The organism is Chitinophaga arvensicola (assembly GCF_900110835.1).
GTDB classification, from domain to species: Bacteria; Bacteroidota; Bacteroidia; order Chitinophagales; family Chitinophagaceae; genus Chitinophaga; species Chitinophaga arvensicola.
On the sequence record NZ_FOJG01000002.1, the window covers coordinates 238,426 to 258,857 of the forward strand.

The 20,432-nt window shown below is 47.3% G+C and carries 19 protein-coding genes; 10 read left to right on the top strand and 9 right to left on the bottom strand.

Features of this window, described 5'->3' with window-relative positions; genetic code table 11:
• Window positions 1-60: 60 nt before the first annotated feature.
• Window positions 61-1,044, top strand: a complete 984-nt coding sequence (locus tag BMW79_RS18240; protein WP_089897096.1) for a glycoside hydrolase family 43 protein — start codon at window positions 61-63, stop codon at window positions 1,042-1,044.
• A 52-nt stretch (window positions 1,045-1,096) separates the two neighbouring features.
• Here the strand turns inward: BMW79_RS18240 and BMW79_RS18245 are convergent, their stop codons facing one another.
• A complete protein-coding gene (locus tag BMW79_RS18245; RefSeq protein ID WP_089897097.1) occupies window positions 1,097-2,347 on the bottom strand; it encodes an MFS transporter in 1,251 nt (416 codons plus the stop codon).
• 117 nt (window positions 2,348-2,464) lie between these two features.
• Between BMW79_RS18245 and BMW79_RS18250 the strand changes: the two genes are divergently transcribed.
• Window positions 2,465-3,385, top strand: coding sequence for a LysR substrate-binding domain-containing protein (locus BMW79_RS18250; protein ID WP_089897098.1), 921 nt, complete (start codon window positions 2,465-2,467; stop codon window positions 3,383-3,385).
• A gap of 4 nt (window positions 3,386-3,389) precedes the next feature.
• Here the strand turns inward: BMW79_RS18250 and BMW79_RS18255 are convergent, their stop codons facing one another.
• From BMW79_RS18255 to BMW79_RS18270, 4 genes are all read right to left on the bottom strand, one after another.
• A complete protein-coding gene (locus BMW79_RS18255) occupies window positions 3,390-4,373 on the bottom strand; it encodes a helix-turn-helix transcriptional regulator (protein ID WP_089897099.1) in 984 nt (327 codons plus the stop codon).
• Between the two features lie 23 nt (window positions 4,374-4,396).
• A complete protein-coding gene (locus BMW79_RS18260) occupies window positions 4,397-5,494 on the bottom strand; it encodes a FecR family protein (RefSeq protein ID WP_089897100.1) in 1,098 nt (365 codons plus the stop codon).
• Between the two features lie 36 nt (window positions 5,495-5,530).
• On the bottom strand, window positions 5,531-6,088 hold the full coding sequence (locus BMW79_RS18265; RefSeq protein WP_089897101.1) for an RNA polymerase sigma factor: 558 nt from the start codon (window positions 6,086-6,088) through the stop codon (window positions 5,531-5,533).
• Between the two features lie 257 nt (window positions 6,089-6,345).
• Window positions 6,346-7,158, bottom strand: coding sequence for a helix-turn-helix domain-containing protein (locus BMW79_RS18270; RefSeq protein WP_177192241.1), 813 nt, complete (start codon window positions 7,156-7,158; stop codon window positions 6,346-6,348).
• 100 nt (window positions 7,159-7,258) lie between these two features.
• Here BMW79_RS18270 and BMW79_RS18275 point away from each other — a divergent pair, with 100 nt between their 5' ends.
• On the top strand, window positions 7,259-8,155 hold the full coding sequence (locus BMW79_RS18275) for a sugar phosphate isomerase/epimerase family protein (protein ID WP_143059212.1): 897 nt from the start codon (window positions 7,259-7,261) through the stop codon (window positions 8,153-8,155).
• Window positions 8,156-8,202: 47 nt separating this feature from the next.
• On the opposite strand, the gene BMW79_RS18280 is transcribed toward BMW79_RS18275, so the two are convergent.
• Window positions 8,203-9,534, bottom strand: a complete 1,332-nt coding sequence (locus tag BMW79_RS18280; protein WP_089897104.1) for a DEAD/DEAH box helicase — start codon at window positions 9,532-9,534, stop codon at window positions 8,203-8,205.
• A 96-nt stretch (window positions 9,535-9,630) separates the two neighbouring features.
• Here BMW79_RS18280 and BMW79_RS18285 point away from each other — a divergent pair, with 96 nt between their 5' ends.
• Window positions 9,631-10,557, top strand: a complete 927-nt coding sequence (locus BMW79_RS18285) for an NADP-dependent oxidoreductase (RefSeq protein ID WP_218150377.1) — start codon at window positions 9,631-9,633, stop codon at window positions 10,555-10,557.
• 47 nt (window positions 10,558-10,604) lie between these two features.
• On the opposite strand, the gene BMW79_RS18290 is transcribed toward BMW79_RS18285, so the two are convergent.
• Window positions 10,605-10,991 carry a winged helix-turn-helix transcriptional regulator gene (locus tag BMW79_RS18290; RefSeq protein WP_089903918.1) on the bottom strand — a complete coding sequence of 129 codons (387 nt, stop codon included), beginning with the start codon at window positions 10,989-10,991 and terminating at the stop codon, window positions 10,605-10,607.
• A 105-nt stretch (window positions 10,992-11,096) separates the two neighbouring features.
• Here BMW79_RS18290 and BMW79_RS18295 point away from each other — a divergent pair, with 105 nt between their 5' ends.
• Together BMW79_RS18295 and BMW79_RS18300 are read left to right on the top strand one after the other, a co-directional pair.
• Window positions 11,097-11,804, top strand: coding sequence for a DsbA family oxidoreductase (locus tag BMW79_RS18295; protein WP_089897105.1), 708 nt, complete (start codon window positions 11,097-11,099; stop codon window positions 11,802-11,804).
• 177 nt (window positions 11,805-11,981) lie between these two features.
• Window positions 11,982-12,938: an ion channel gene (locus tag BMW79_RS18300; protein WP_089897106.1), complete on the top strand. Its 957-nt coding sequence runs from the start codon at window positions 11,982-11,984 to the stop codon at window positions 12,936-12,938.
• 45 nt (window positions 12,939-12,983) lie between these two features.
• On the opposite strand, the gene BMW79_RS18305 is transcribed toward BMW79_RS18300, so the two are convergent.
• Window positions 12,984-14,429, bottom strand: a complete 1,446-nt coding sequence (locus BMW79_RS18305) for a sodium:solute symporter (RefSeq protein ID WP_089897107.1) — start codon at window positions 14,427-14,429, stop codon at window positions 12,984-12,986.
• Between the two features lie 248 nt (window positions 14,430-14,677).
• On the opposite strand from BMW79_RS18305, the gene BMW79_RS18310 reads away from it, so the two are divergent.
• Window positions 14,678-15,610: a bifunctional helix-turn-helix transcriptional regulator/GNAT family N-acetyltransferase gene (locus tag BMW79_RS18310; protein WP_089897108.1), complete on the top strand. Its 933-nt coding sequence runs from the start codon at window positions 14,678-14,680 to the stop codon at window positions 15,608-15,610.
• A 39-nt stretch (window positions 15,611-15,649) separates the two neighbouring features.
• Here the strand turns inward: BMW79_RS18310 and BMW79_RS18315 are convergent, their stop codons facing one another.
• Window positions 15,650-16,111 (bottom strand): DinB family protein, encoded by a 462-nt coding sequence (locus tag BMW79_RS18315; RefSeq protein ID WP_089897109.1) that lies wholly within the window; start codon window positions 16,109-16,111, stop codon window positions 15,650-15,652.
• Between the two features lie 113 nt (window positions 16,112-16,224).
• Between BMW79_RS18315 and BMW79_RS18320 the strand changes: the two genes are divergently transcribed.
• The 3 genes from BMW79_RS18320 to aspT all read left to right on the top strand — a co-directional run bounded on the left by BMW79_RS18320 (window position 16,225) and on the right by aspT (window position 20,205).
• On the top strand, window positions 16,225-17,862 hold the full coding sequence (locus BMW79_RS18320) for an acyl-CoA carboxylase subunit beta (protein WP_089897110.1): 1,638 nt from the start codon (window positions 16,225-16,227) through the stop codon (window positions 17,860-17,862).
• Window positions 17,863-17,952: 90 nt separating this feature from the next.
• Window positions 17,953-18,414 (top strand): ribonuclease HI, encoded by a 462-nt coding sequence (gene rnhA, locus BMW79_RS18325; RefSeq protein ID WP_218150378.1) that lies wholly within the window; start codon window positions 17,953-17,955, stop codon window positions 18,412-18,414.
• 72 nt (window positions 18,415-18,486) lie between these two features.
• Window positions 18,487-20,205, top strand: a complete 1,719-nt coding sequence (gene aspT, locus BMW79_RS18330) for an aspartate-alanine antiporter (protein ID WP_089897112.1) — start codon at window positions 18,487-18,489, stop codon at window positions 20,203-20,205.
• Window positions 20,206-20,432 lie beyond the last annotated feature (227 nt).

Genomic DNA, 20,432 nt, shown 5'->3' on the forward strand with positions numbered 1-20,432 from the left:
TATCTCTTAGAACGACCAACGTTTTTTATTATTTTTAACGATTCATAAAATTCTGGTTACATGAAAAGAATGATAGCCCTGTTGTTACTGGCAGGAAGTACACAGCTGACAATGGCCCAGCAGAAAAAGAAAGAAAAACTATCCGGAAACCCCGTATTCCCGGGCTGGTACGCAGATCCGGAAGGTGTTATTTTCGGAAAAGAATATTGGATTTATCCCACTTATTCTGCGGCCTATGAGAAACAGGTGTTCTTTGACGCATTCTCTTCTCCCGACCTCGTTAACTGGACAAAGCATGAACGTATTCTTGATACAGCTGATGTGAAATGGGCAAAACGCGCTGTGTGGGCGCCGGCTATTGTAGAAAGAGCTGGCAAATATTACCTGTTCTTCGGCGCCAACGATATTCAGAACAATGAAGAAACCGGTGGTATCGGTGTGGCTGTGGCGGATAATCCTGCTGGCCCGTTTAAAGATTACCTCGGTAAACCCCTGGTAGATAAGATTATCAACAAGGCGCAACCTATTGATCAGTATGTATTCCAGGACAGCGATGGAAAAGACTATCTCATCTACGGTGGCTGGGGGCATTGCAATATCGCTCAATTAAAACCCGATTTCACAGGCTTTATCCCTTTTGCGGATGGGACTACCTTTAAGGAAATTACACCGGAGAAATATGTAGAAGGACCTACGATGTTTAAAAAAGACGGGAAATATTACTTTATGTGGTCCGAAGGTGGGTGGACAGGCCCCGACTACAGTGTAGCCTATGCCATTGCCGATTCTCCCATGGGGCCTTTTAAAAGGATCGATAAAATCCTGGAACAGGACGGCACCATCGCTAATGGCGCGGGCCATCACTCTGTGATCAGTGTTCCGAAGGAAAACCGCTGGTATATTATATATCACCGTCGCCCGCTCACAGAGACAGCAGCGAATTCCCGCGAAACCTGTATTGAAAGAATGTATTTTGATAAGAATGGCCATATCAAACGGGTGAAGATTACCCGCGAAGGAGTGCCTGCAGCGGTTATCCGGTAGCTTATTGTCTCCGGCGATTGTTTGGTTTACAGACAGTCGCCGGAGGCAATTCCTAAGCTGCTTGCGCTGGCATACTCGTGTGCACGCCTCCTTCTCCCGTAGAATCATTCAGTTTCCGGCGGTAATGTACAAATACCACAGTAGCCAGTACGCCTGCCAAACCCGCTACCAATACGGTTAACCTCGGGCCTATGAAATGCGCAAGTAATCCGGTCAGCAGACTACCCACCGGGATAATTCCCTGGAATGCCATGATATAGTAACTGATGGCCCTGGCCCGCATGGCAGGAATGGCATGTGTTTGAATATAGGTATTGATAGAAGCTGTTTGTGCCATCATACCTACACCGGACATCATCATAAACAGCAGCGCTAATGGTAGCCATCCTGACAATGACAGCAACAACACACTCAGTGAAAATATAAGGCTGGCTGTAATGAGGATCTTTACCAGGTCCTTACCTGCCTTGAGTTTAGCCATGTAAATAGCCGACACAATAGAACCAAGACCCGCTGCACTTTCAAACCAGCTGAATGTCTTCGCATCGCCGTGAAAAATGTCTTTCGCAAATACTGGCATCAGCGTGTTAAATGGAATCACAAACAAGCTGCTGGCGGAGAGCATCAGCAACAGGGAGGAGAGGTCTTTATCTCCTGAAATATAATGAAAGCCTTCCCGCAGCTCCGCCCAGATACTCCGGTCGGATTTTATTACCGGTGGCAACACAATCTTCATCATCCACAGCGAAATCAATACCGGCACGTAGCTGAGGAAGTTACTTACAAAGCAAAAATCTTCCCCGAAGGTACTCAGTATAATCCCAGCCAGCGCCGGACCCGCTATACGCGCAAAGTTGGCCATTGTTGAGTTCAGCGCAATCGCATTGGGCAGATCGTCCCTGTCTTCCACCATCTCCACCATGAGCGACTGCCGGCAGGTAACATCAAAAGCGTTGATCACACCCTGTACGAGCGACAGGAAAATAATGCCTGGTATATTATAGTTGCGCAAAAGGATCATCAGTGCCAGAGCGCCTGCCTGTAGCATAGAAATGATCTGTGTGATCATCAGGATCCGGTAACGGTTATGCCGGTCTATATAACTGCCCGCGTAAGGTGATAATAAAAGTGAAGGGATCAGGCTCACAAAACTCACTACTCCAAGCAGTACTGCCGAGTTGGTGAGCCGGTATACCAGCCAGCATACCGCCGTTTTCTGCATCCAGGTACCTATTAGTGAAACTGATTGTCCGTAGAAGAATAACCGGAAATTCCGGGATTTTAAAGCACGAAAAACATCCATCTGAAAATCATATTTAGGAGATTGTCTTCTCATTAAACTGCTGCAAATTTCGGTCAATGGAGTATATTTGTTAAATAGATTGTTTTAATGATATTCATTGGTAAAAACGATTGATAAATGGAGCTGCGACAACTGATGTATTTCGTGAAAGCCGCTGAAATGGCCCATTTTACTGCCGCTGCGGAGGCATTGTATATTACGCAATCCACTTTATCGCAGCAGATCAAGCAATTGGAAAATGAACTGGGCATGTTGCTGTTCGACCGTATTGGTAAGCATGTGCACCTCACAGAAGCAGGCGGTGTTTTCCTGCTCCATGCCCGCCAGATCCTGCTCGATGTAGAAAAAGGCCGGCAGGCAATACAAGATTTGCAGAATATGCTGAGTGGTGATTTACGCATTGGTGTTACTTATGCGTTTACATCATTCCTGTTGCCCGCCCTCACTACTTTTCCCGTGAAATACCCAGGTATCAGTATTTATGTGGAATATGGCACTACGGAATTGCTGGAAAGTAAACTGAGAGCTTCCGAACTGGACCTGCTGCTGGCTTTCCAGCAGGATGCCTCCTATAAAGATTTCGATACACAGGAGTTGTTCCAGTCCCGGTTGGTGATGGCCGTTTCGAAGAAGCACAAGCTGGCAGGACTGAAGAAGATCAGCCTGTCGAGACTGGCCGACATAGATATGATCTTTCCTTCGAGGGGATTCAGTGCCCGCGATTCGCTGGATGAAGCATTATCGAAAAATAAGATACAACCGGCGGTCCGGATCGAGATGAATGATGTACATTCTATTTTGCTGTTGGTGGAAAAAGGACATTGGGCTACACTGCTCAACGAGCGGGCATTGCGTGGCTGGAAAAACCTGGTAGCGATTACGCTGGAAGGAAAGGAGTTACAACGCCGTGCCTATATCATCTGGCAAAGAGGGACTTATCGTAAAAAGGCGGCTGATCTGTTTATACAGGAATTATTGAAGCAATTGCCCGATGGTACTCAGCAGCAGCACAAGCCGCCGCCGGGTGACCACAGGTAAGGGGTTATTGTGCGCTACGCAATTCTGCAATGTTGGTTTTATAATATTTTTCAAATACCATTCTCAGTTCTTCCCAGCTGTTATACTTAACAATGCTGGCAATATGAGACAGGGTATGACTTGTTTCGGTGATGAGATTAAAAGCCATTGCCATTTTCTCCTGCAGGATCAGGTCTTCCACGGGGATCAGGAATTCCTGTTCAAAAGGAGCTTCCAGGAACTCTGTGGCTACATGGAACCGGTCGCACAGATCTTCCTTATCCGTTGTTTCTGAGGGATGGTGAATAATGAAATTGGCTATTTCCCGCAGCTGTTGCCGGTGTTGTTCCATCAGCATCAGGGGAGCAGGCGCCTTGAGATAACGGAGATACGTGAAATAGAAGTCCAGGGCGCTGCGCCGGAAAAATACATCCGCTACTTCGCCGATCAGTTTACAACTCCGGATCCGGTGCATAATCTGGTAATTCACTTCATTCAGGCGGTATGGAATGCTCGGACAGGGTTGTTTTGTAATATCTGCTTCGCGGGTATTCAATGTTTTGAAAATGGGATAATCATCTTTCAGATATTTAGCATATCCCAGGTGCAGGTTCACGTGGAAGTTAACAACGAATTCCTTTTCAGTGACCATGGTAGCGGTGTCTGTGCCTCCGTTCTGGGTATTTACTTCTTTTTTCCCCAGCATCATTTTCATGGGAACGGGGGAGGTGTTTTCTATAAAACCCGAAATACAGGCCGACATATATCTTTTGTCGGGCGCTATGGTAGCTAATTCCACCCCTTCATTCAGTTGAACCAGGTGATAATGAATAGACAGGTCATGCTTTTCGATCTGCTGATCAATGATGACGCCATTTTCATCGTTGTCGATAAAGCATTTGGCATTCGGGATCAGCTGTGATTGGAGGTAGCTGGGAACGCACTCGTACCTGGTACATATTCTTTCACCAGGTTGGATCAATAGGTATTTGGTTGCTGGTTGACTCATGGTTATTTCCTTTGTATTGCCTATTATTTGAAATGCAGGGTGCTGTCTGCCGTAAAATAATAATCAGTACCTGTGGTCGCTTTGATCCCTTCCAGGAAGAAGCTCATAGGTGTGGTTTTATCCAGCAGGCCGGTGAAGGTTCTGCTGGCAATGTCCGGGCGATCCAGCACGGCATGAACGCCATGCCAGCGGAAAATAGCCTGGCAGATTTCGTCCATCGGCGTATCAGAAAAGCAATAAAGGCCTTTCTGCCAGCCCAGTTCAACGGTAGCATTAAACGGTTGTGTATCGAGGGTGGCAGCTTGTTTATTGAAAATGGCCTGCTGTCCGGGTTTCATCATCACGACTTTTTTGCCGGCCTTCATCCGCACTTTACCCGTTACCAGCGATACCTTTACCAGGCTGCTGTCATAACTGTTGATATTAAAAGTAGTACCCAATACTTCCACGGTACTGTTGGGAAGATGCACCAGGAATGGTTTCCCGGCACGCTGTGCTACATTCAGATAGGCTTCCCCATTAAGGGTAATTTCCCGGTTATTTCCTTTGAAAGAAGCTGGGAAATCCAGTTGGGTAGCCGCATTAAGTGTTATTACGGACCCGTCGGGGAGGGCCACTTCATAGCTGTTGCCATGTGGTACTATCAATGAACGGATGCCTTTGGGAAGGTCATCTGCTGCATTGAGATAAAGCGTATTATTTTTTATGGGAATCTGTTTACCGCCGATCGTGATGCTTCCGCTGGCCTGGGTCAGGTTAATCGTGGGCGCTCCGTCGACCTGTAGCAGTACATCCTTATTGATGCTGGCTATAGGAGCATGTTTGGGTTTGGTGACAAAGTCCAGTTTCCATACCGTCAGTGCCACGATAGCGATCACGGCCGCTGCGGCTGCCCACGGAAGTATTCTCCGGTAGATAGGCGGTTTGGGCTGCACAAAATCAATCACTTCCTGCCAGGGGGCGGGAGGTGGCGGAACATGCATCATGGAAAGTTGCTCCCATTTCTCTCGTACTACTGCATCTTCTTCGATAAGTTCCTCCAATAACTGATCATCTGCTGCGGAAATTATTCCCGCCAGCTTTTCCGTCATTAGCCTGTATATTTCGTCTGCGCTGTTCATGTACACTATTAACCGATTATTTAATTGGGCGGGGTATCAAAAAAGGATTTTTTTTAAAGATGCCCTTAAAGTTTTCAGCGCGTTGGCTACCTGCTTTTTTACCGTTTCTTCAGTGGTGTCCATGAAGGCGGCTATCTCTTTTCGCGTTTTGTTTTCCTGGTAGGCAAGTCTGAATGCCATGGACTGACGCTCCGGAAGCTGGCTGATGGCGGTTTCCAGCTGCTCTTTTAATTCATTGTTCTCTAGTCTGCTCTGAGGAATGGTGTAGGTTTCAGGCAGTATAATGTCTTTTAAACGTTTATTTCGGGTGGCATCTTTGGCAATTTTATTCAGACAGCGGTTACGGACGCTGACAAAAAGAAAGTTTTTAAGGGAAGTTGTGGAACTCAGATCAATCCGCGCACTCAGATCCTTCTGCCAGAAATCTATGAAGAAATCCTGGACAAGCTCCTGGGCTTCTGTTTCATTTTTCAGTATGGTATAAGCAGTTACGTATAACCATTGCCGGTAACTCTCATAAAAATACTGGAAAGCGGAAACGCTGCCCGATTTCAGTTGTGCAAGCAATTCAATATCGTTGATAGATGCACTCATGCTGGGATTTAGTTGATAATGACAGGCCTGGCTCCGACCTGTTTTTTGTCAAAATGGTTACTGATACGCGGTAAAGGAAAAACGATATCTCCCGGCAGATGACTGCATGGCTATTTTAAGCAATGAGGAAAACTATCCGAAAGACAACAGATTTTATTATAATAACATGCACACTTACAGAATATATTCGTTCACGGGGTATGGATGGTTTTTTAATTATATGGTTAGTTTGTTAATGAATTGTTATTCCGGAAATGCTAAAAGCCCTCACCTCCGTTTTGCAGCAGAAAGTCCGCCGCCTGGAATTTACCGGGAGAAGTATGCGTGATCGCCCCGAAAGTCTTGATAAAATGGGCCTGGTCGTAAAAGCCATATGCCATCGCCAGCTGGCTCACCGGCCCATCCAATGGCTGGTGCACCATCGCATCCACCAGGCTTCGCACCCGGATAATACCCGCATAATCCTTTGGCGTAATCCCCAAACCGCGTCTGAACTCTTTTTCCAGGTGCCGGGTCGAACAGCCCAGTTCATCCGCCAGATCCCGGATAGCCATGCCACCCCGGCGTGTCCGTAATGTATTACAAGCGGCCTGCAGCACCTCCTGCCGCCCGGGATGAATGATTAATCCGGTCAGCGACCGGCAGAAAAAAGCCATAATGCCCGCCTCATCATCCGGCGAAAACGGCTCCAGCAAACGATACAGCCGCTGATCCACATCTCCCAGGGGAATAAATCCTCCCGCCGTATCTGCCAGGGAACCCGGCATCAGCAACCCTGGCGTCCAGGGATAAAACTGCGTCAGCGTAATTTTTGTGAAAGGAGCAATACTGACACGGATACTGGTACTCAGCTGCCCCACAAGATAAATACCGGCTTTCAGAAAGATGTCGGTCTGCCGGCTCCGGATCCCGATACCCTGACCATAGATAAAAGCCAGGTTAGTACAACCATTGGGAAGAATACTTTTATCGCCCGCCGGTGTTGACTCCTGCGAATTGTCCAACACCCAGAACTTCTTGATATAGGCGGATAAAACCGGTGCCACCGGGTATTCCCTGTAACTAAGCATAACGTGGAGCTTTCTATACCGCAAGATAATCCTTGTTCGCATTTTTACAAGGATCAGCCGATTGCACCGAGTACTTTTATCCTCCATAAAAATTCTACGAATGAGCAACAGGCGACAATTCCTAAAACAGGCAGGCATCATGACCGCTGCTGCCTGGGCCAGCCCCGCATGGGCCGCCACCCCCGCATTTAACTACAAACTCGGACTACAACTGTATTCCCTCAACAACGACATGAAGCAGGATCCCAAGGGCGTGCTGAAAAAAGTGGCTTCCTTTGGATACAAGGAAGTGGAAACCTACGGGTTTAATCATGGTAATAACCAGTTCTACTGGGGCATGAAGCCGGCAGATTTTAAAAGCCTGCTGGATGACAATGGCCTTACCTCCTCCAGTGGCCACTATGATATTGATAAATTCCTGATCAATAATGTCAGCAGGGAAGAGCGCATCCGTTACGTCGACGATTGTATCAATGGTGCACTTACCCTTCAACAGGACTATATCGTATGGCCATGGCTGGATCCCCAGCTCCGCAATATGGAGAAATTCAAACTGCTTGCCGCTACCCTCAATGAAATAGGAGAGCAGGTGAAAAAAGCAAAACTGCAGCTGCTGTATCACAACCACAACTTCGAATTTATAGAGATGGATGGCAAATATGGCTATGATGTGATTCTCCAGGAAACAGATCCGGCCCTGGTAAAAATGGAGCTGGACCTTTACTGGGCCATCCGCTCCGGTCAGGACCCGCACAAATTGTTTAGCCGCCAGCCGGGCAGGTTCGTGGTATGGCATATCAAAGACATGGACAAGAAAGATCCTGACCTGCATACCGTAGTGGGAGACGGTTCTATCGATTTTAAAAAGATACTGCCGGAAGCGAAATTGTCCGGGTTAAAACACATTTTCGTAGAGCAGGGTAACAACTATGTACCGGATGCGTTGAGCTGTGTGGCTAAAAGTGCAGGGTATATGAAAAGGGAAATCCTGAAGTAGTGATATTGTACCGGAAGCCAGGTTCCGGTACAATACATCCTTTGTCTTTATTTCTTTTTGGCGCCTCTTTTCTTAGGTTTGCCATATTTCAACATCATCTTTTCCTTGTGCGTCACCTTTTTGTTGGTCTTCATGTTTTTCGCCAGTTTCTGATGAAAAGCCGGACCAACATCTTCCCGCTTGGGCGCTTTTACCAGCGTATTCCGCATGTGTACCTTTGGTTTCTCATCTTCCGTTAATACTTCGGATATCGTGAGATCTTCAGGCAGCGGGGCCTCAGGGATCGAATAGTTCATCAATGCCTCGATCCGCGTCAGGTTTTCTACTTCTGCATCTTTGGTAAACAGGATGGAGATACCTTTTTTGTCGGCTCTACCGGTTCTGCCTATACGATGAATATAGCTTTCCGGTACTTCCGGGGTATCAAAGTTGATAACGTGGGTTACTTCTGCAATGTCCAGTCCACGGGCAATGATGTCGGTGGCAATCAGGAAGCGGTATTCGCCCTGCTGAAACTTACGTACGGTATTAAAACGGTGATTCTGTTCTTTGTTGGAATGGATAATGCCCACCTGGCCGGGAAACTCTTTTTCCAGCTGTTCGTGCAGGTCATCTGCCAGCTGTTTGGTAGCCGCAAAGATCAGCGTTTTGGTCATGCTCTTATCATCCGTAATCAGCATTTCCAGCAGGTTCACTTTCGTATAGAAGTTAGGTACCCTGTATACAATCTGATCAATGTTTTCCAGAGGAGTACCGGTAGGCGCTGCTTCAATCCGTACCGGGTTATCGAAATGCGTTTCAATCATTTTCTCAACGTCCTCTGTAATGGTGGCAGAAAACATCAGGTTCTGGCGCTTCTGGGGCAACAGGTCCATGATGTTCCGTAGCTGTGTACGGAAGCCCAGGTTCAGCATTTCATCTACTTCATCGATAATCAGCCGCTTTACCAGTTTCACTTTTAAAGCGCCGCTGAGGATCACATCGTACAGGCGTCCGGGAGTGGCCACCAGGATATCCAGTTTGTCCTGTACCGCTTCCATCTGCGGGTTCATGTTCACGCCGCCATAAATACCCAGCACCGATACATTCATATAGGTGGTGAGTTTCTTTACCGCTTCCACCACCTGTACCACCAGCTCGCGGGTAGGCACAATGATGAGAACAGTCGGATATTTCTCTTTCGAAAACTTAAACTGCCGGAGGGTAGGTAACAGGTAAGCGAACGTTTTACCGGTACCGGTTTGCGCAATACCGCATACGTCTTGGCCGGACATAATAACGGAAAAGGCGCGCTGTTGTATTGTAGTAGGCCTTTTATAGCCTAATTCATCTAACGCGTTTAATAATGGAGTATTCAGGTTTAAATCACCAAAAGTCATGATACTACTATAATATGAACGGCAAAGGTAAAGAATTACGAACTATGGATTTGTCATTCGTAATTCTTATTTCGATACATTAGCATAAAAAAAGCTATGAAAAACCTCCACATCCCTGCAATATGTGTTCATGAATATGGAGGCCCTGAGCAGTTACAACTGCAGGAAGTGCCTGTTCCTGTACCGGCAAAAGACCAGGTATTGATCAAAATAGTTGCCAGTGGCGTTAATCCTATCGACTGGAAAATAAGAGAAGGTTTTATGAAACATCCTTTGCCTTATGTGCCGGGCGTAGAAGCCTCGGGTATCGTTACTGCTGTAGGAGAGGGCGTTTTCGGTAAAAAGGTGGGAGATGAAGTGTATGGTGCGGTAGATGGTTCTTATGCCACATACGCCGTTACACCGGCAGAACTGCTGTTCCGCAAACCCCATAGTCTCACTTTCGAGGAAGCTGCTGCCATGGGAGGCGCTAAAACCGCCTGGGGTGCATTGTTTGATGTAGGCCGGCTGGTAAAAGGCCAGCGGATTCTTATCCATGCGGGGGCAGGGGGAGTAGGTCATTTCGCGGTACAACTTGCCTATAACGCCGGCGCATATGTTATCGCCACTGCCAGCGCTGAAAATATCGATTTTGTAACTTCCCTTGGCGCCGATGAGGTGATCGACTATAAAGCAGCTCCCTTTGAAACGCAGGTATCCTCGGTTGACATTGTGCTGGATACCGTAGGGGGAGATACCACCGAAAGGTCGCTGCAGGTGCTCAAACCAGATGGACTGCTGGTGAGTATTGTACAGATGCCGGATCCGGAAAAGGTTACTGCAGCGGGTGTTCGTGCGCAATGGGGCGGTACCAAAACGCTCGCCGCCATGAAGGAGGTACACAAGCTGCTGGATAAGGGATTGATCCAACCTTATGTGCGTAAGATATTCCAGCCACTCTCGCAGGCTGCTGCCGCACAGGAATACAGTAAAAACGGAGGAGCAGGCAGGGGAAAGATTGTCCTGAAGATCTCTGAAGTATAAAATACGGTTGCCGGGCTGACAGTTTTCACTTGTCAGCCCATTTCATTTTATTTACCCAGTATTTTCTTGCGGTGCTGAATGCCCCATTTCTGCAGGGCTCCTATTACGCTGTCCAGCGTAGCGGCGTAGGGCGTCAGGGTATATTCCACCGATACCGGCTGTGAATCATATACCGTCCGCTTCACCAGTTTATGCGTTTCCAGGTCTTTTAATTCTTTGGAAAGCACTTTGGAGGTGATTTTTGGAATGCTTCGTTCAATATCACGGAAACGCTTATGCCCCCTGGAAACTGCGATGATAATGGGCAGCTTCCATTTTCCGCTGATCACATCCAGCGCGTCTCTGACCGGCATAATTACTTTGTGGCAGTCGGTATGACTGCTTTCCTCCGCGTATGGTTTGCCACAATTAATAGTGAGTTCTTCTGTCTTCATCTGCATACAGTTGGTTACCTCCAGTAAAGCACTTACTTTAAGGAAACTGGTTACTTTTTGATAGCAAATATATTAACTTTGTAGATGGAACTTAAATTAAAATAGATGAAAGTAGAAATATGGTCAGATATCATGTGTCCGTTTTGCTACATCGGCAAGCGGAGATTTGAAGAGGCGCTGGAGCAGTTTCCCGACAAAGATAATATCACGGTGGAATGGAAGAGCTTCCAGCTCAATCCTTCCCTCAAATCCCAGCCTGGAAAGGATGTATATGATTATGTGGCAGAAATGAAAGGGCAATCCCGTGAATGGGCAGTAACCGTGCACGAACAACTGACGGGAACCGCCCGGGAAGCGGGTCTTACATATAATTTCGATAAGGCAGTGATTGCGAACTCCTTTGATGCGCACCGGCTGATTCAGCTGGCCAAACAACAGGGCCTCGGCGACGCAGCAGAAGAAAGATTGTTTTACGCCTACTTCACAGAAGGGAAAGACGTGAGCGATCACGCTACGTTACTGGAATTAGGAGTGGAAATAGGACTGGACAAAGCCACTGTGGCCGCTGTACTGGATACCACAGAACTGGCTGCCGCTGTTAACAGGGATGTCAACGAAGCACAGCAACTTGGTATCAGAGGCGTACCGTTCTTTGTAATGGACCGTAAATACGGCGTTTCCGGCGCTCAACCGGTAGAGGCATTTACACAAACATTGCAACAGTCGTTTGCAGAATGGAAGAGCACACAACCGGTAAATACGCTGGATACTTTGTCCGGCCCCGTTTGTACACCAGATGGAGATTGCCAATAATTGGATAATTATAAAGTGATTGGTCGGGTAACGTATGTTGTCCGGCCAATTTTTTTTAAAGAGGAATTCACGATCATTTTTCTTCCGAAGAAACAAATTCCCATCCGTTAACGCCATCCAAACAGTTACAACCGGATTCCGATTATCTTCTTAGCTTTACGCCTCAAACACCCCTTTATGGCCTTGCTGAAAAGAATAAACCCTTTTTCCAGACAAAACGACGACACCGGATTTGGCATTAACGCAAATGGATACGGTGGTCGTTTTATTAACCGGGATGGTAGCTTTAATATTCGTCGGGAAGGACGTTCATTTATGCACCGTTTCAATATCTATCATGCTTTACTGAATGTACCCGCCTGGCAGTTTGCGGCGGTAATCCTGCTGTTTTATTTTTCCATCAACCTGATGTATTCCGGTATTTACTGGTGGATAGGAACGGATGGTTTCCAGGGAATTATTGGTAAAACACCCTGGGCACGCTTTAAGGAAATATTCTTCTTTAGCACGGAAACCTTTACCACCGTGGGTTATGGCCGCGTGAATCCTATTGGCGATGGCGTTAACCTGGTGGCCTCTATAGAAGCGATGACCGGCTTCCTGTCGTTTGCTGTGGCAACGGGTCTTATCTATGGCCGGTTCTCCAAACCCAGGGCGCATCTGTTGTTCAGCGATCATGCGCTGATAGCGCCTTACCAGGATAAAACTGCGCTGATGTTCCGCTTTGCTTCCTACAAGGAAAATCATACCCTTACCAATGTGGAAGTATTGGTGACGATTGCTTTACAGGTGCAGGAAAACGGAGCGGCCGTGTACAGATTTTATACCCTGGCGCTGGAAAGAAATAAGATTGAAACCTTGTCGATGAACTGGACAGTGGTGCATGCCATTGATGAGGACAGTCCGCTTCTAGGATTCAATGCGCAGGATATGGAAACCGCAGATGTTGAGATTTACGTAACGGTAAGGGGCTTTAATGATGTGTATTCCAATACCGTGTTGCAGCGCACTTCCTACACCTACCAGGAAATAGTGTATAACCGGAAATTTGTACCGATGTACCGCGAAAGCGATAACGGTAAAACAACCGTACTCGAACTGCATCACCTGAATAAAACGAAGGAAATAGAATAGGAAGTTTTCCGGCTACAGTGCTGCTCACTGCAGCCGGAAAAAAAGTTAAGCTGTTTTGCGGGAGATCAGCAGCAATCCGAGGAAAGTAAACAGCCCGTTGATGATCAGCAATTCCAGCCCTATCTGGAAGGCGCCGAAAATCCTGCTCTGGTTCAGATCTACTGCCAGGCAAAGCAGGGGAGCAGCCACACATACCAATGGTACCAGCGCGTCTTTCACTTTACGTTTGGTCAAGATCCCAAAGGCAAATAATCCCAGTAAAGGGCCATAGGTATAAGTGGCCACTTTCAGGATTACGCCTATCATGCTCTGGTTATTGACCCATTCAAACACCATCACAAACACCAGGAATACCAACGCCATGATGAGGTGAATCCGCTGGCGGTATTTTTTCTTTTGTTCCTCTGTCCAGTCGGTCCGTTGCTGCATATCCAGGATATCGATACAGAAGGAAGATGTGAGTGCCGTCATAGCGCCATCTGCACTGGGGAACAGTGCGGATATCAGTGCAATAATAAAGATCACGGAAATCACGGGCGGCATATGATGCAATGCCAGCTCCGGGAATAATTTATCTCCCGTAACAGCAACCTGCTGCTGGGCGCCATATAAATGAAGCAAACCTCCCAGGAAAAGGAAGAGGCCAATAACGATCACCATGATAAAAGCCAGAGACACCATGTTCTTCTTCGAGTCTTTCAGCGTTTTTACGGAGATGTTTTTCTGCATCATTTCCTGATCAAGACCGGTCATCGTAATCGTGATGAATGCCCCCGCCAGGATCTGTTTGACGAAAAACAGCTTGCTATCCGGGTCTGTGTTGAAGATGGTGGTGAGCCCGCGTTCATGCATAGCCGTTATACTTTCACCAAGACTCAGGTTCATCGTATGCAGGATAAAGCCTACGCAAATGATCAGGCCGGCGAGCATACAGGTGGTTTGCAGGGTATCGGTGTACACGATCGTTTTCACTCCACCTTCATAGGTGTATAGTAAAATCATGAATAAGATGATCAGGGTGGTCATCCAGAAGGGAACCCCAAAGCTGGACAGGATCGCGTCCTGTAAAATCCTTACCACCAGGTAAAGTCTGGCGGTAGCGCCCAGGGTGCGGGAGAGGATAAAGAACGATGCGCCTGTTTTATAGGAACTTCTGCCGAAGCGGCTATCCAGGTAATTATAGATAGAAGTAAGCTGTAGCCGGTAATAAAGCGGGATCAGCACATAGGCAATGGTAATATACCCGATAAAATATCCCAGCGTGATCTGCATGTAGGAAAAGGCATCCCTGCCAACGGCTCCGGGTACGCTCACAAAGGTAACCCCGCTGAGAGAGGTACCTATCATACCAAAAGCCACGAGCATCCAGTTACTATTGCGGTTGCCGATGAAGAAAGAGTCATTGTTGGAGTTGCGGCCCGTATACCAGGCTACCACCAGCAGAATTACAAAGTAGGCAATGACGAATGAGAATAATAATCCTGGAGACATAAATCAAATTTAATCAAGATACTACTTTCCCGCTAAGGCGCAAAAGAGCAAAGACGCAAAGATAGTGTGTTCAGCATATCGCCGGAATGGGAATTTCAGGGGATTCTTTTCAGGGCTTAGGACTTGTCAGGTGTTACCAGCGACCGGATTATGTCTGAAAATTGCTGGTTTAAATTACTTGACATCGGCAAATAAATAATTTGCTTTTGTCAAGTAATTATTTAATTTTGCCTGATAAACAAGCATCTATGAGCATCGATTCTCCAGTTGTCAGCGACATCCGCCGTTTTAACCGCTTCTATACCGGCATGATCGGGTTATTGAACCAGCATATACTGGAAAGCAATTTATCATTGTCGGAAGTGAGGGTATTATATGAAATCGGCCAACTGGGAAAATGTACTGCCGGGCAGTTGATCGGCATTCTGAAAATAGATGGTGGGTACCTGAGCCGGATGTTGAAGAAGTTTGAGAAAGGCGGATTACTGAGTCGTCAGCAGTCTACCGCCGACGGACGTACGTTTTTTCTGCACCTGAGCGCTGCCGGTAAAAAAATGCTGGCGGGCCTGGAGGATAAGTCGACCTATGAAATCAGGCAGCTGACAGATCACCTGTCGGAAAAGCAGCAGCAACAGGTGGCAGGCGCTATGAAAACCATTGAACAGGTATTATCCGCCCAGCCGGGGGAAACTGTTTCGGATATCCATTTCCGTTATAACCTCCAGCCCGGCGATGTAGGATACCTTATTTACCTCCACGGACATCTCTATGCAAGAGAGTCTGGTTACAACCTGGAGTTTGAAGCATATGTATGCAAGACGTTTTACGAATTCCTCCCTACCTATAATCCGGCAAAGGATCGTATCTTTCTGGCTATTGCAGATAACCAGATCGTGGGTTCCGTTGCGATTCTGGGCTCCTCGCGCCACCTGGCCCAACTCCGCTGGTTCATTATCCATCCCGATTTCCGGGGAAGGGGTCTGGGTAAGCAATTACTGCAACAGGCACTGGATTTCTCCCGCGAAAAGCATTACCAGAAAGTTTACCTGATGACGACCAGCATGCAGGAAACGGCGATTGCCCTTTACAAAAAGGCGGGTTTCCGCAAAACAGGGGAGAAGCACCTGCAATTGTGGGGGCAACAGCTGTATGAACAGCGTTATGACATGGATTTGTTTTAGTGAAAGGGCCGCTTTAAAGCCGCATCAACTCCGCTTCACTTACGCATATTTATGCAGCATTACAATCTGTCCCAGGTGGTAGGCATCGTGTTCCGCCAGGCCCTGTATGTAGTAAATGGCCTTGTTCCCGGTGCCGGGAAAGGTATCAAACAGTTCTTTCTCCGGAAACTTACGGATAGTGGCTACTATCTGCTCAAAGGAATGCGACAACCGGTGCAGGGTGGCCTGCCAGTTCTCCTCCCCGTTATTTTCGGGCATGTAGAAATCGGGAAGATCCCCGTCCTGCTCAGGAGCTTCATTGTGCATATATCGTTGCGCCCGCTGATGCCAGAATATTACATGGTTTACAATCTGCCAGGTGTTGTTGGAGCCTTCAAAAGTTTTGATGGCCTGCCGGGCATCTATGCGTGAAAGATGTTCGTAAAAAGTGACGCCGATCCAGGGCTCACCTTTGTAAAGATTTTCAAGTGATATGGCGAAATGTTCGAGTAACAAAGACATACAATAGGATTTCTATTTTAAAAGATATCCGGACTGAAACGCCGGTAGCCTTCCCTAATTCGCAATTTACTGAATTCTTTCCCTTATTTTTAAAGAATATAAAAACCATCGTTATGGATCAGCAGCAATTGGAGACCAACAAAAATGAAGATGCTATGCGGATGGCAATCAGCACCATGAAACAACGCCTCGGTACCATCGAACAGGGCGGCGGAAAGAAAAGCCTGGAGAAAGTGAGACAAAGAGGAAAGCTCACAGCCAGGGAACGCATTCAGTATTTAATAGACAGGGATTCCCGTTTTACAGAAATCGGTGCTTTCGCCGCCTACGACATGTACGAAGAGTACGGCGGATGCCCCGCCGCCGGTACAGTTGGGGGTATTGGCTATGTTAGCGGCCGCCAGTGCATGATTGTCGCCAACGACATGACGGTAAAAGCCGGTGCCTGGTTTCCCATGACTGGCAAAAAAAACCTGCGCCTTCAGGAAATCGCCATGGAGAACCGCCTGCCGGTGATTTACCTGGTAGACAGCGCCGGTGTATTCCTTCCCATGCAGGATGAAATATTTCCCGATAAGGAACATTTCGGTCGCATTTTTCGCAACAATGCACGCATGAGCGCTATGGGCATTACCCAGATTGCTGCGGTGATGGGCAGTTGCGTAGCCGGCGGCGCCTATCTGCCCATCATGAGCGATGAAGTACTGATGGTGGAAGGTAATGGCTCCATTTTCCTGGCAGGCCCCTATCTCGTAAAAGCCGCCATCGGAGAAGACGTTGATGCGGAAACGTTAGGAGGCGCCGTTACACATACCGAGATCTCCGGTATAGCGGACTACAAATTTAAGTCAGACGAAGAATGCCTCGATCAGATCAAACGCATCGTCAGCAAACTTGGTAAACCCGAGAATGCAGGTTTTGACCGGATTGAACCACAAGCCCCTGCCAAACTTACAGAAGACCTGGACAGTGTACTGCCCGCAGATAGCTCCAGGCCTTATGATATGCTCGAAGTGATAGAACGGATAGTGGATGCCAATACCTTTGATCAGTATAAACAGGACTACGGCAAAAGTATTCTCTGTGGTTATGCCCGCATCGACGGATGGGCTGTAGGTATCGTTGCCAATCAGCGTAAGATTGTAAAAAGCCGCAAGGGCGAAATGCAGATGGGTGGCGTTATTTACAACGACAGCGCCGACAAGGCGGCCCGCTTCATTATGAATTGTAACCAGAAAAAAATCCCCCTGGTATTTTTACAGGATGTTACCGGTTTTATGGTTGGCAGCAGAAGTGAGCATTCCGGCATCATCAAAGATGGCGCAAAACTCGTGAACGCGGTATCTAATTCCGTCGTGCCGAAAATCACGGTCATCATCGGCAACTCCTACGGCGCCGGCAACTATGCCATGTGCGGTAAAGCCTATGATCCCCGCTTTATATACGCCTGGCCATCCGCTAAAATAGCGGTGATGGGAGGAGAACAGGCGGCTAAAACATTGCTGCAGATCCAGGTGGCTTCCCTGAAATCAAAAGGACAGGAAATTACACCGGAAGAAGAAGCCAGGCTCCTGAAAGAAATTACCGATAAATACAATGCACAAACCACGCCTTATTATGCAGCTTCCCGGCTCTGGGTGGATGATATCATTGATCCTGCCGATACCCGGATCAGGATTGCGGAAGGCATCAAAGCCGCTAACAATGCGCCTGTAGAACAAGCGTTCAACGTAGGGGTGTTCCAGGTATAAAAGAACGGAGATGCGGCAGGCAGCGCAAAAGGCCTTCCCGGCTGCATCTTCACACTTTATACTTATCTTCGCGCTTCTTTAAAAATGAACATGGCTGAACTGGTAGTATATACAGATGGTGCATCCCGAGGCAATCCCGGCCCGGGTGGATATGGCGTAGTATTGATCTGGGGAAACGTACGGAAAGAATTATCACAGGGATATCGTAAAACCACCAACAACAGGATGGAACTCCTGGCAGTGATTGTGGCGCTGGAAGCCCTGAAAAAAGAGGGTTTAGCCGTTACCGTTTTTACAGACAGTAAATATGTGGTAGATAGTATTGAGAAAGGTTGGCTATGGGGCTGGGTAAAAACAAATTTTAAAGAGAAGAAAAATAAAGACCTCTGGCTGCGCTTCATCCCGCTGTATAAAAAACACCAGGTGAAAATGCAATGGGTAAAAGGTCATGCCAGCAATCCTTTTAATAACCGTTGCGATGAATTGGCCACACAGGCGGCCGACAGCGGTAACTGGCTCATTGATGAAGCCTTTGAAAAAGGAACGGCCTAAAGAATAACCATCACTACACCGAACCAACAGGGGAATATAATTGTAATATAAGCGCAACCTTAAATTTCAATTATGCTCCCCTGGTTTATTGAAACGTTACAGAAATACCCTGAAATTGCGGTGATGCTAACCTTGCTGATCGGTTTCCTGATCGGGAAAGTGCATATCAAAGGCTTTACACTGGGCACCGTTACAGGCGTACTGCTTGTGGGAATCGCAATTGGCAGTTTACACATCAATATTCCTTCAGAAACAAAATCGATCTTCTTTCTCTTCTTTTTATTTTGTACCGGTTATGGTATCGGGCCACAGTTTTTCCAGGGGTTAAAGAAAGACGGGCTTCCCATTGCCCTGTTCTCTTTTATTGTTTGCTGCAGCAGTCTTTTATTCTGCTGGGGGCTGGCCTCCCTGCTGCGTTTTGAAACTGGTACTACCGCCGGGCTGATGTCTGGCGCCAACACCTGCTCTGCTATTATCGGGGTAGCTTCCAATACGATCAATGAACTCAATATTTCAGACGATGAAAAAAATACGCTGATCAATCAGATCCCGGTGGCATATGCCGTGACCTATATTTTTGGCACTGCCGGTACCAGTTGGTTCCTGTCTGTCATCGGTCCCTGGTTTATGTCGGGTAGCCGCGCCAAACTGATTGAACAAACAAAGGAAATGGAAGCAAAAGTGGCGGCAGATACCGGCTCAGAAGGAGAGGAGAATATCACTAACGCCTACGACCAGGTGGCCTTCCGCGCGTATCTGGTGAATAAAGAACTGATAGGTGAAGGTAAATCTATCGCTGCCATTGAAGATATGCTCCACGATAAAAAGAGATTACTCTATATCCTGCGTGTGAGACGGGAAGGAAAGCTGATGGAAACCAGCCCTGATTTTGAAATAAAACCGGGAGATATTATTGCGATCGGCGGACAACGTGCAGCGGCCATTGCTTCGGAATCCTTATTGGGCAAAGAAGTGGCCGATGCGGAATTACTCACTTTCCCGGTGCAATCTGTAACGGTGATCATTACCAATAAAGCGGCGCATAATAAACCACTGAAAGCATTTACCCGCCGGCCGGAATTTCACGGAATCAGTGTCCGTAAAATTTTACGCTCCGGTATTGAAATGCCATTGCATGCTTCTACCATTATCCAGAAAGGAGATGTGGTAGATCTGGTGGGTATCCAGGAAGACCTTGACACCGCAGTAACTGCGCTTGGGTATAAAGAAAAAGGCGGCGTAGAAACAGATATCGTATATCTCTCCGCCGGTATTGTGGCAGGTACGCTGTTCGGCAGTCTCAGTGTACATATCGGCAACGTTCCGGTGGAACTCAGTACCAGCGGTGGCGCGTTGATTGCCGGTCTTGTTTTTGGCTGGATGCGTGGTATCCGCCCCCGTTTCGGTTACATTCCTGCTGCTTCACAATGGGTACTGACAAAATTAGGATTGCATGTGTTTATAGCCATTGTAGGCCTGAGTGCCAGTCAGGGTTTTTTACAGGGTTTGAGAGAAGAAGGAGTGACACTTTTTCTCGCGGGTGTAATCTTAAGCCTCCTGCCTATGGTGCTCGCGCTTTTTCTCTCCAAATATGTATTTAAATTTCATCCGGCCATCGGGCTTGGCGCCTGTGCCGGTGCGCACGATGAATCTGCCCCCTTGCTGGCCGTACAAGACGCCATCAACAGTAAGGTACCTGCACTGGGTTATACAGTGGCCTACGCGGTGGCAAATATAACCCTTACCACCTCCGGGGTTATCATTGTATTACTCATGCATAAAGGTGGCTAAATATGGAGGATAGTGTGGTACCGGGAGGTAAGTACGACCGCAATATCATCTCACTGCCTGCTCCGCTCATCATATTTTTTAACAATCAAATCCACACCTGTAGCTGAAATCCATTTTTATGAAAAAAAATTCCTTCAACATTTTTAACATTTTTTTTGTTTTTATCATGTAGGCACAATAGCTTTGCGTCCCATTAGTCTATAGGAATTATAGGATAATGAAGTCAG

Bases quoted from the DNA above. Each gene is read 5' to 3' on its own strand.
- BMW79_RS18240 (WP_089897096.1), top strand. From the start codon at position 61: ATGAAAAGAATGATAGCCCTGTTGTTACTGGCAGGAAGTACACAGCTG.
- BMW79_RS18245 (WP_089897097.1), bottom strand. From the start codon at position 2,347: ATGGATGTTTTTCGTGCTTTAAAATCCCGGAATTTCCGGTTATTCTTC.
- BMW79_RS18250 (WP_089897098.1), top strand. From the start codon at position 2,465: ATGGAGCTGCGACAACTGATGTATTTCGTGAAAGCCGCTGAAATGGCC.
- BMW79_RS18255 (WP_089897099.1), bottom strand. From the start codon at position 4,373: ATGAGTCAACCAGCAACCAAATACCTATTGATCCAACCTGGTGAAAGA.
- BMW79_RS18260 (WP_089897100.1), bottom strand. From the start codon at position 5,494: ATGAACAGCGCAGACGAAATATACAGGCTAATGACGGAAAAGCTGGCG.
- BMW79_RS18265 (WP_089897101.1), bottom strand. From the start codon at position 6,088: ATGAGTGCATCTATCAACGATATTGAATTGCTTGCACAACTGAAATCG.
- BMW79_RS18270 (WP_177192241.1), bottom strand. From the start codon at position 7,158: ATGCTTAGTTACAGGGAATACCCGGTGGCACCGGTTTTATCCGCCTAT.
- BMW79_RS18275 (WP_143059212.1), top strand. From the start codon at position 7,259: ATGAGCAACAGGCGACAATTCCTAAAACAGGCAGGCATCATGACCGCT.
- BMW79_RS18280 (WP_089897104.1), bottom strand. From the start codon at position 9,534: ATGACTTTTGGTGATTTAAACCTGAATACTCCATTATTAAACGCGTTA.
- BMW79_RS18285 (WP_218150377.1), top strand. From the start codon at position 9,631: ATGAAAAACCTCCACATCCCTGCAATATGTGTTCATGAATATGGAGGC.
- BMW79_RS18290 (WP_089903918.1), bottom strand. From the start codon at position 10,991: ATGAAGACAGAAGAACTCACTATTAATTGTGGCAAACCATACGCGGAG.
- BMW79_RS18295 (WP_089897105.1), top strand. From the start codon at position 11,097: ATGAAAGTAGAAATATGGTCAGATATCATGTGTCCGTTTTGCTACATC.
- BMW79_RS18300 (WP_089897106.1), top strand. From the start codon at position 11,982: ATGGCCTTGCTGAAAAGAATAAACCCTTTTTCCAGACAAAACGACGAC.
- BMW79_RS18305 (WP_089897107.1), bottom strand. From the start codon at position 14,429: ATGTCTCCAGGATTATTATTCTCATTCGTCATTGCCTACTTTGTAATT.
- BMW79_RS18310 (WP_089897108.1), top strand. From the start codon at position 14,678: ATGAGCATCGATTCTCCAGTTGTCAGCGACATCCGCCGTTTTAACCGC.
- BMW79_RS18315 (WP_089897109.1), bottom strand. From the start codon at position 16,111: ATGTCTTTGTTACTCGAACATTTCGCCATATCACTTGAAAATCTTTAC.
- BMW79_RS18320 (WP_089897110.1), top strand. From the start codon at position 16,225: ATGGATCAGCAGCAATTGGAGACCAACAAAAATGAAGATGCTATGCGG.
- rnhA (WP_218150378.1), top strand. From the start codon at position 17,953: ATGGCTGAACTGGTAGTATATACAGATGGTGCATCCCGAGGCAATCCC.
- aspT (WP_089897112.1), top strand. From the start codon at position 18,487: ATGCTCCCCTGGTTTATTGAAACGTTACAGAAATACCCTGAAATTGCG.